The following is a 7,455-nucleotide window of genomic DNA, read 5'->3' as shown; positions in this document are numbered from 1 at the left end:
AAGTTTAATGACCCAAGTATTGAGTATTATTCTAAATCTAAAAACTTTCTGGGATATTTTACATAATAGAGAATTATAGCTACACATCTAGATTATTCTAACGAAGCCACAATTAGCTGTTACATAATTGCTATCGATATAAGTCTAAAGACATTATATCTGCAACTATGTAAAATAGCACGAAATTGTGCTATTGGCTAATTGTTGTAAAATGTACTATAATTTATATTATGTAAAATAGAAATTCACAAAAGATAAAACCAAGTATCTTTCAAAACACCTTACTAACTTTATCTATAACCTTACTATCACCTATTTGTAAATCTTAAAGATTTTACGTGAGCATAAATTTCAATACCATTTATAGTAGATTCAATATCCTCGTCGCTCAATTTAATGCCTTTCACCGCATTTGTTTTACCATCAGGAGAAATGGCAATAACATTATAAAAAACTATATTTTGATAAATGGCCTTAATGTGTATGATGTTACCAGATTTACTAACGCCTTTAACTGGTAGTTTTGTCCCATCATCTGTAAATGCTTTTATATCATAAATAGTTCCATCATCACCTACCGCTTTTACAGGATGGTAAATATCATCACTAACCAACATTTTTACCGGAACTCTTTTTCCTTTTATAAACGCTTTTATGCTTAATAAATTAGTTTGCTCTGAGTCTTGAATGGCTTTAACATCATAACTATTACCTTCCTTATCAATTGCCTTTATTTTTAACAATTTAACTTGAGGCATGAACGCTTTAATATGCCAAATAATTTCTTCAAATTCGTCTTTATCCTGTGTATTCCCTAGGTTAAACGTAAAAAAAATAACCAATACTACTAAAATTAATCTGCTAATTTTCATTTTTTTTGGTATTAAATTTTATAAATTTAATGATAATTGAATCCTAATATTATGACATAAATCAGTATTAAAATTTACTAATTAAAAACCATATTAAATACTTAATGTGGCTTAAATTTTTTCTTTTAAAAGTATTAGAGCCATTCTAAAAAATAGGCCATCATTTCTTCTTTTAATTCATAATGCATTTTAATATAAGTTCTCATATCATCTTTTAATGTATGCTGTTCATGACTTAAACGGCCATCAATACTTTCATTAAAATCCGCTGTATGAATATTATTCATTTTATTTTTACAGCGATGCATCAATTTTGATATGGCTGCTCTTTCAATCATAATTCTATTTTGGAAATTTTCTAAAGGCACTGTTGCCTTCTTTCCAAATTCTCTACCAGCTATTTCTTCTAGTTTTTCTTCAAACGTATCCATTTCATTTAAATGAAAACGTAATTCTCTTCTCCAAGTTTCTAAATTGAATTTTAAATCGCTTAAATATGATACTTTAATTTGCATATGACTTGTTGTTTTATATATTATACTTCTACTATTTCTAATTGCTCTACTAACTCCTTTTGAACATTTTCAGGGACAGGTTGATATGATGAAAACGTGGTATTAAATGTTGCTCTACCTTGGGTTAACGAACGTAAATCTGTTGAATACCCATATAATTCTGCTGCAGGCGTAATCGTTTTTAATATCTGATAATTATTCTGACTTTCAATACCTTGTATGATAGATCGTCTAGATTGTAAATCGGTCATCACACTACCAATCATTTCTTCAGGTACTTTTACCACTAACTCGTTAGTGGGTTCTAATAATTTCGGATTAGCTTTTAAGAATGCTTCTTTAAAGGCATAAGCTCCAGCTATTTTAAAAGAAATGTCGTTAGAATCTACCGAGTGCATTTTTCCATCATATACCATCACACGTATATCTCTAATAAATGATCCTGTTAATGGGCCATCCTCCATAACCTCTAAAACGCCTTTCATGATGGATTGTAAATAGCGCTGATCAATAACGCCACCAACAATACAATTATAAAATACGAGATTCCCTCCCCATGGTAAATCAACTTCTTCCTTACCTCTTAAACTAAATCCTTCTGGTTCTGGCATGCCTTTAAACCATGGTTCAATTTTCATGTGCACTTCTCCGAATTGCCCAGACCCACCAGATTGTTTTTTATGCTTATAGCTAGCTTTGGATGTGCGTTGTATAGTTTCTCGATATGTTATTTTTGGCTTTTCAAATTTAGCTTCAATACCATAAATATGTTTTAAAGTCCAATCGATAGTAGCTAAATGTAATTCGCCTTGGCACCCTAACAATTCTTGTTTTGATTCTTTTGAGAATTCTAAAACCGCCGTTAAATCTTGACTATGAATTTTTTTAAGTGCATCAATTAATTTTTCTTCATCTTTTTTTTCAGTAGCAACCACACTCTTTTTAATTCTTGGCTTCGGAAAATTAATGGGTTTAATGGTGGTATTACTTTTTAGGTGTCTTAAGGTATCGTTAGTATCTGTAAATTTTAATTTTAGAGTGGCACCAATATCACCTACCGTTAATTTTGTGACGGAGTGCCGTTCCTTACCATCCATTATAAAAAGTTGGTTTATAATTTCGGTTTCATTATTTCTTGGATTTATCAATTTATCATTAACTCTAACTTCACCGGATTTTACTTTAAAAAAGGTAATTTGACCTAAATTAGGCTGATAAATAGTTTTAAAAACAAATAACGATGTTGGCGCACCAACCTCTCTATTTAAAGTCTCGCCCTCTAAAGTTTGTTCTTCATTTAACTCGGATGCCGCTGGTGCCACATTATCAATAAAGCCCATTAATCTGCCAGTTCCCATATCATTTAATGCAGATACACAGAATACAGGAAATAATTCATGATTTAACATGCCTGCTTTAATACCTTGTCGCATTTCATTTTCATTAAGCGTCCCTTTTTCAAAAAATAATTCTAATAATTCATCATCATTTTCGGCTGCTTTTTCTACCAACTCATTATGCAGTTTATTGGCAAGTTCTAGATATTCTTTTGGAATACGTAATTTTTCTGGCTTACCGCCTTCAGGTTTAAACTTGTAGAGTTTCATTTTTAAAATATCAATAATACCTTGAGCACCATCAACTTTTATTGGGAATTGAATTTTTATGGCATGATTGCCTACTAATTCATTTATACTCTTAAAACTTTCTTCAAACTTTAAATTGGGATGATCAATTTGATTTATCACAAATAAAGTGGCCTTTCTATAGGTATCAATATAATTCCATATTATTTCAGTTCCTACCTCTACGCCTTGCCTACCATTAACCAACGTTACAATAGTATCTGCTACACTTATAGACGAAATAATTTCACCAATAAAATCATCTAAACCTGGAGTGTCTATAATATTTATCTTAAAATTACGCCACTCGGTGTGTAACGGAGTGGCGAATATAGATGCATTTCTTTTATGCTCAATGTCACGGTAGTCTGAAACCGTATTATGATTTTCTACAGTGCCTCTTCGATTTATTAAACCAGCCTCAAACAACATAGTTTCAGCTAATGTTGTCTTTCCACTATGATGAGCGCCTACTAGAACAATATTTTTAATATGTTTTTCATCAAATACTTTCATGTTTCATGGATTAAATGTTGATAATCATAAAATTAAATGATTTAAGATTCGAAAAAAATGACTTATGTCATTAAATAATCAAGTATTTAGGTGAATTGTTAAATATGTTAATTACTTTTTTCAATGGAATTCTAATCCTATATTTGCGTACCCCTTATCTGACAAGAATATGAAACAAAAGTCTAAAGAGAAAACTGCAAAGTCTCGTTTGCAGTTATTACATCAGTATTATAATTATACAGGGTTCTATACCTTTGTATGGGAAGCGGTAAAAAAAGTATTGCCATATATTATGGCCTTAGTTGTAGTTGTTTATACCGTTAATCATTTTTTTAATATTAATACAGCATTAATTAGATTAACAGAAATTCTGCCATCTTATGGTGTATTAAGCTTCTTTTTTGTTTCAGAAATACTTTTGGGTCTTGTACCACCAGAAATATTTATTGCCTGGGCTGGTAAAATGTATAGTCCTTGGTTTTACTTAAGCCTATTGGCACTTTTATCGTATGGCGGTGGATTATTATCGTATTGGTTGGGAAGAACCATTACTAAAATCCCTTCGGTGCATAATTATTTAGAAGTAAAAATGGAAAAACAACTTAAAAACTCTAAAAAATGGGGTGGTTTTTTAATTATTGTTGGAGCCTTGTTGCCACTACCCTTTTCAATATCCTGTATTGCTGCTGGTATTATAGAGTTTCCATTTAAGAACGTTATTGTTTATGGTTCACTCCGTTTAGCGCGCTTTGCCTTTTATGGACTTATCATTTTCAATATCTTATAAAAAAAACTTAAAACGGACTGTTATTATTTGATTGTGAACTACTTTTGTTCAAAAATAAATCAGCATGTTTTCTTCATTAAATATATTTCGAATTGTTGCGCTTTTAGAAGGTGTATCATATATCTTACTTCTATTTATTGCCACACCTATAAAGTATTTACTAAATGACCCACAGTACGTTAAGCTCCTGGGAATGCCACATGGTGTTTTATTTGTGGCTTATGTAGCATTAGCCTTTTTTTTTAAAAAGGAGTTTTCTTGGACTAACAAAGAATTTATAATGGTGCTTCTAGCATCAATCTTACCCTTCGGTACATTTTATATTGATAGAAAATATTTAAAACCTGCAAACTAGAATGACTACTTATAAGCATTTACTTTACGATTATTTAGTATCTCTTGGCACTACTGAAGTTACTGCCAAATACTTAAATATGTTGGCCTTATTAATTAGTTTATTGCTCGTCGTATTTATTATCGATTTTGTAATAATGAAATTAATAAGAGGTTTTTTTACGAAATTTGCTACCAATTCTAAAACTAATTTTGATGATCTTTTAATTTCTAATAATGTTCCAAGAAACATTGCACACATTATTCCTTTATTAATTGCTTTAGAGTTTATTCGTGATGTATTTGCTGATTTTCCTGCTTTCGAAAATGTTGTTGAAAAAGGACTTCAAGTATTTGCTATTATTCTAACCCTTTGGATTGTTAGAAGTATTTTACACACCTTAAAAGATTTCTTAAAAACTTTACCGCGATTAAAAGATAAACCAATAGACAGCTACATTCAAGTGTTTATGATTTTTGCTTGGTTAGCTGGTTTTATGTCTGCTATTGCTATTCTTACAGGTATTCCATTCTTAAAATTTGCTACCGGTCTTGGGGCAATTTCTGCTGTAATTATTTTAGTCTTTAAAGACACTATTATGGGCTTTGTTGCTAGTATTCAAGTCTCTATAAATGATATGGTGCGAATTGGCGATTGGATTACATTTGAAAAATATGGCGCAGATGGTGATGTTATTGAAATTAATTTAGCAACCGTAAAAGTTCAGAATTTCGATAAAACAATCACTACCATTCCTACTTATGCTTTAATTTCAGATTCGTTTAAAAACTGGCGAGGAATGACAAGTTCTGGGGGTAGACGTATTAAAAGAGCATTAAATATTAAACAAGAGGGGGTTAAATATTTAACCGATGATGAGGTTAATAAACTTAAAGAGATACAATTAATATCATCATATTTAGAAACTAAACAAGGTGATATTCAATCATACAATAGTTCTAATAGTATTAATAAAGGCCTTCTTTTAAACGGTAGAAACCTCACAAACCTTGGAGTATTCAGAAAATATATTGATATTTATCTAAATAATCATTCTGCAATTAATAAAGATATGATGATTATGGCGCGTCAATTAGCACCTACTACTCAAGGTATCCCTTTAGAAATATATGCGTTTAGTAGCGATAAGCGTTGGGAAAATTATGAATATATCATGTCTGATATTTTCGATCATTTAATAGCTGCCCTTCCCTATTTCAATTTAGAGATTTTTGAACTGCCTAGCAACTCTAGTTTTAGAAATACAACACATTAAAAAGAAAAAGCCTGTTAAGTTAAAACTTAACAGGCTTTTTAATATGTATGTAATGTGTAAGTTCTATATATTACTAGCTAACCAGTCTCCAACTTCTTTAGTTCCGTAAGCTTTTCCGCCGTCGGCTAAATCTTCTGTAACAATACCTTTTTCTAAAGCACTGTTTACAGCTTCTCTAATAACTTTTCCTTCTTCTAATAAACCAAAATTTTCAAACATCATAGCCGCAGATAATACCGTTGCCATTGGATTTGCAATATTTAACCCTGTTGCTTGTGGGTAAGACCCATGAATAGGTTCAAATAAACCAATATCAGACCCTAAAGATGCCGATGGCATTAATCCCATAGATCCTGAAATTACAGATGCCTCATCCGTTAAAATATCACCAAACAGATTTTCAGTAATTAACACATCATAACTATTTGGCCATTGCACTAAACGCATGGCAACCGCATCTACAAATTCGTAACTCACTTCAACCTCAGGATAATCCTTTTCCATAGCTTGAACCGTTTCTCTCCATAAACGAGATGTTTCTAATACATTAGCTTTATCAACACAACATAGTTTTTTAGAACGTGTCATAGCTAATTCAAAACCTTTCTTTGCTAATCGTTGTACTTCGGCTCTTGTGTAAACACAGTTATCAAAAGCTGTTTCTCCACCATCTCTTCTGCCCTTTTCTCCAAAGTAAATACCGCCAGTTAACTCACGTAAAAATACTAAATCCGTACCTTCAATACGCTCTTTTTTTAATGGTGATTTATCCAATAACGACGGAAATGTAAATGTAGGTCGCACGTTAGCAAACAAACCTAAAGCCTTGCGCATTTTTAATAACCCTTGTTCCGGACGAACTTTTGCAGACGGGTCATTATCAAAACGTGGATGCCCAATAGCTCCAAACAATACAGCGTCAGAACTTTTACAAATCTCGTGTGTTGAATCCGGATAAGGCTCGCCTACAGCATCAATAGCTGCAGCACCAGTCAACGCTGGTCTCCAATTAATATCGTGACCAAATTTCTTAGCAATAGCATCACTTACCTTTACGGCTTGATCTATAACTTCTGGTCCTATACCGTCTCCGGCTAAAAGCGCAATATTTAATTTCATTGTATTTGTTTTAATCTTTTATTTATTATTTTTATTTGGGCGTTACCCCATTGGGTCGGGCTTTTATTACTCGCTTCCTCCTAAAGTCGGCGAGCTCAAACAAACCATTCAATCCCTAACGCGAGCAAGAACCGTTAACTTAAATCTTACAACCTAACTCACAATAATGTTCAACATCTTCTCTGTCGCTTTAATAGCAGAAACCGTTTGGTCACTATCCAAACCTCTCGTTTTAAATTCTTTATCTATACTTTTCCACGTAATAATCGTTTCACATAAAGCATCAGAGTTACTTCCTGGAGGTATTCTCACGGCATAATCTATCAAACTAGGCAATAGCACTTCTTTCCTTTTGAAAATACTTTTAATTGCATTCATAAAAGCATCAAACTGTCCGTCACCTTGCGCATG

General features: G+C 32.0%; 8 protein-coding genes. 3 read left to right on the top strand and 5 right to left on the bottom strand.

All coding sequences use genetic code 11. The features are described from left to right. Nucleotides 1–308 precede the first annotated feature (308 nt). From QZ260_RS03365 to QZ260_RS03355, 3 genes are all read right to left on the bottom strand, one after another. On the bottom strand, nt 309–872 hold the full coding sequence (locus tag QZ260_RS03365) for a hypothetical protein (protein WP_295982731.1): 564 nt from the start codon (nt 870–872) through the stop codon (nt 309–311). A gap of 134 nt (nt 873–1,006) precedes the next feature. Continuing rightward, nucleotides 1,007–1,387, bottom strand: a complete 381-nt coding sequence (locus tag QZ260_RS03360) for a hypothetical protein (RefSeq protein ID WP_295982729.1) — start codon at nt 1,385–1,387, stop codon at nt 1,007–1,009. Nucleotides 1,388–1,407: 20 nt separating this feature from the next. Continuing rightward, a complete protein-coding gene (locus QZ260_RS03355; RefSeq protein WP_295982726.1) occupies nt 1,408–3,528 on the bottom strand; it encodes an elongation factor G in 2,121 nt (706 codons plus the stop codon). A gap of 169 nt (nt 3,529–3,697) precedes the next feature. On the opposite strand from QZ260_RS03355, the gene QZ260_RS03350 reads away from it, so the two are divergent. From QZ260_RS03350 to QZ260_RS03340, 3 genes are all read left to right on the top strand, one after another. After that, nucleotides 3,698–4,315, top strand: a complete 618-nt coding sequence (locus tag QZ260_RS03350; RefSeq protein ID WP_295982723.1) for a VTT domain-containing protein — start codon at nt 3,698–3,700, stop codon at nt 4,313–4,315. 64 nt (nt 4,316–4,379) lie between these two features. Then, a complete protein-coding gene (locus QZ260_RS03345; protein ID WP_295982720.1) occupies nt 4,380–4,670 on the top strand; it encodes a DUF3817 domain-containing protein in 291 nt (96 codons plus the stop codon). 1 nt (nt 4,671) lies between these two features. Then, the gene (locus tag QZ260_RS03340) at nt 4,672–5,925 is read left to right on the top strand and encodes a mechanosensitive ion channel domain-containing protein (RefSeq protein WP_295982717.1); all 1,254 of its coding nucleotides are present in this window, start codon (nt 4,672–4,674) and stop codon (nt 5,923–5,925) included. A 63-nt stretch (nt 5,926–5,988) separates the two neighbouring features. Here the strand turns inward: QZ260_RS03340 and leuB are convergent, their stop codons facing one another. Together leuB and QZ260_RS03330 are read right to left on the bottom strand one after the other, a co-directional pair. Next, entirely contained in the window at nt 5,989–7,044 is a 1,056-nt protein-coding gene (gene leuB, locus QZ260_RS03335) for a 3-isopropylmalate dehydrogenase (RefSeq protein WP_295982714.1), read from the bottom strand. 153 nt (nt 7,045–7,197) lie between these two features. Next, a partial coding sequence (locus QZ260_RS03330) for an alpha-isopropylmalate synthase regulatory domain-containing protein (protein ID WP_295982711.1) occupies nt 7,198–7,455 on the bottom strand: 258 nt, incomplete at its 5' end.

Origin of the sequence: uncultured Algibacter sp. (assembly GCF_905480415.1) — a bacterium.
Classification (GTDB): domain Bacteria; phylum Bacteroidota; class Bacteroidia; order Flavobacteriales; family Flavobacteriaceae; genus Algibacter_B.
Note: the sequence above shows the minus strand (reverse complement) of the source record. Positions and strands in the feature narration are given on the sequence as shown.

Excerpts from the sequence above, each read along its gene's own strand:
- QZ260_RS03350 (WP_295982723.1), top strand. The coding sequence starts at position 3,698 with ATGAAACAAAAGTCTAAAGAGAAAACTGCAAAGTCTCGTTTGCAGTTA.
- QZ260_RS03355 (WP_295982726.1), bottom strand. The coding sequence starts at position 3,528 with ATGAAAGTATTTGATGAAAAACATATTAAAAATATTGTTCTAGTAGGC.
- QZ260_RS03365 (WP_295982731.1), bottom strand. The coding sequence starts at position 872 with ATGAAAATTAGCAGATTAATTTTAGTAGTATTGGTTATTTTTTTTACG.
- QZ260_RS03345 (WP_295982720.1), top strand. The coding sequence starts at position 4,380 with ATGTTTTCTTCATTAAATATATTTCGAATTGTTGCGCTTTTAGAAGGT.
- leuB (WP_295982714.1), bottom strand. The coding sequence starts at position 7,044 with ATGAAATTAAATATTGCGCTTTTAGCCGGAGACGGTATAGGACCAGAA.
- QZ260_RS03360 (WP_295982729.1), bottom strand. The coding sequence starts at position 1,387 with ATGCAAATTAAAGTATCATATTTAAGCGATTTAAAATTCAATTTAGAA.
- QZ260_RS03340 (WP_295982717.1), top strand. The coding sequence starts at position 4,672 with ATGACTACTTATAAGCATTTACTTTACGATTATTTAGTATCTCTTGGC.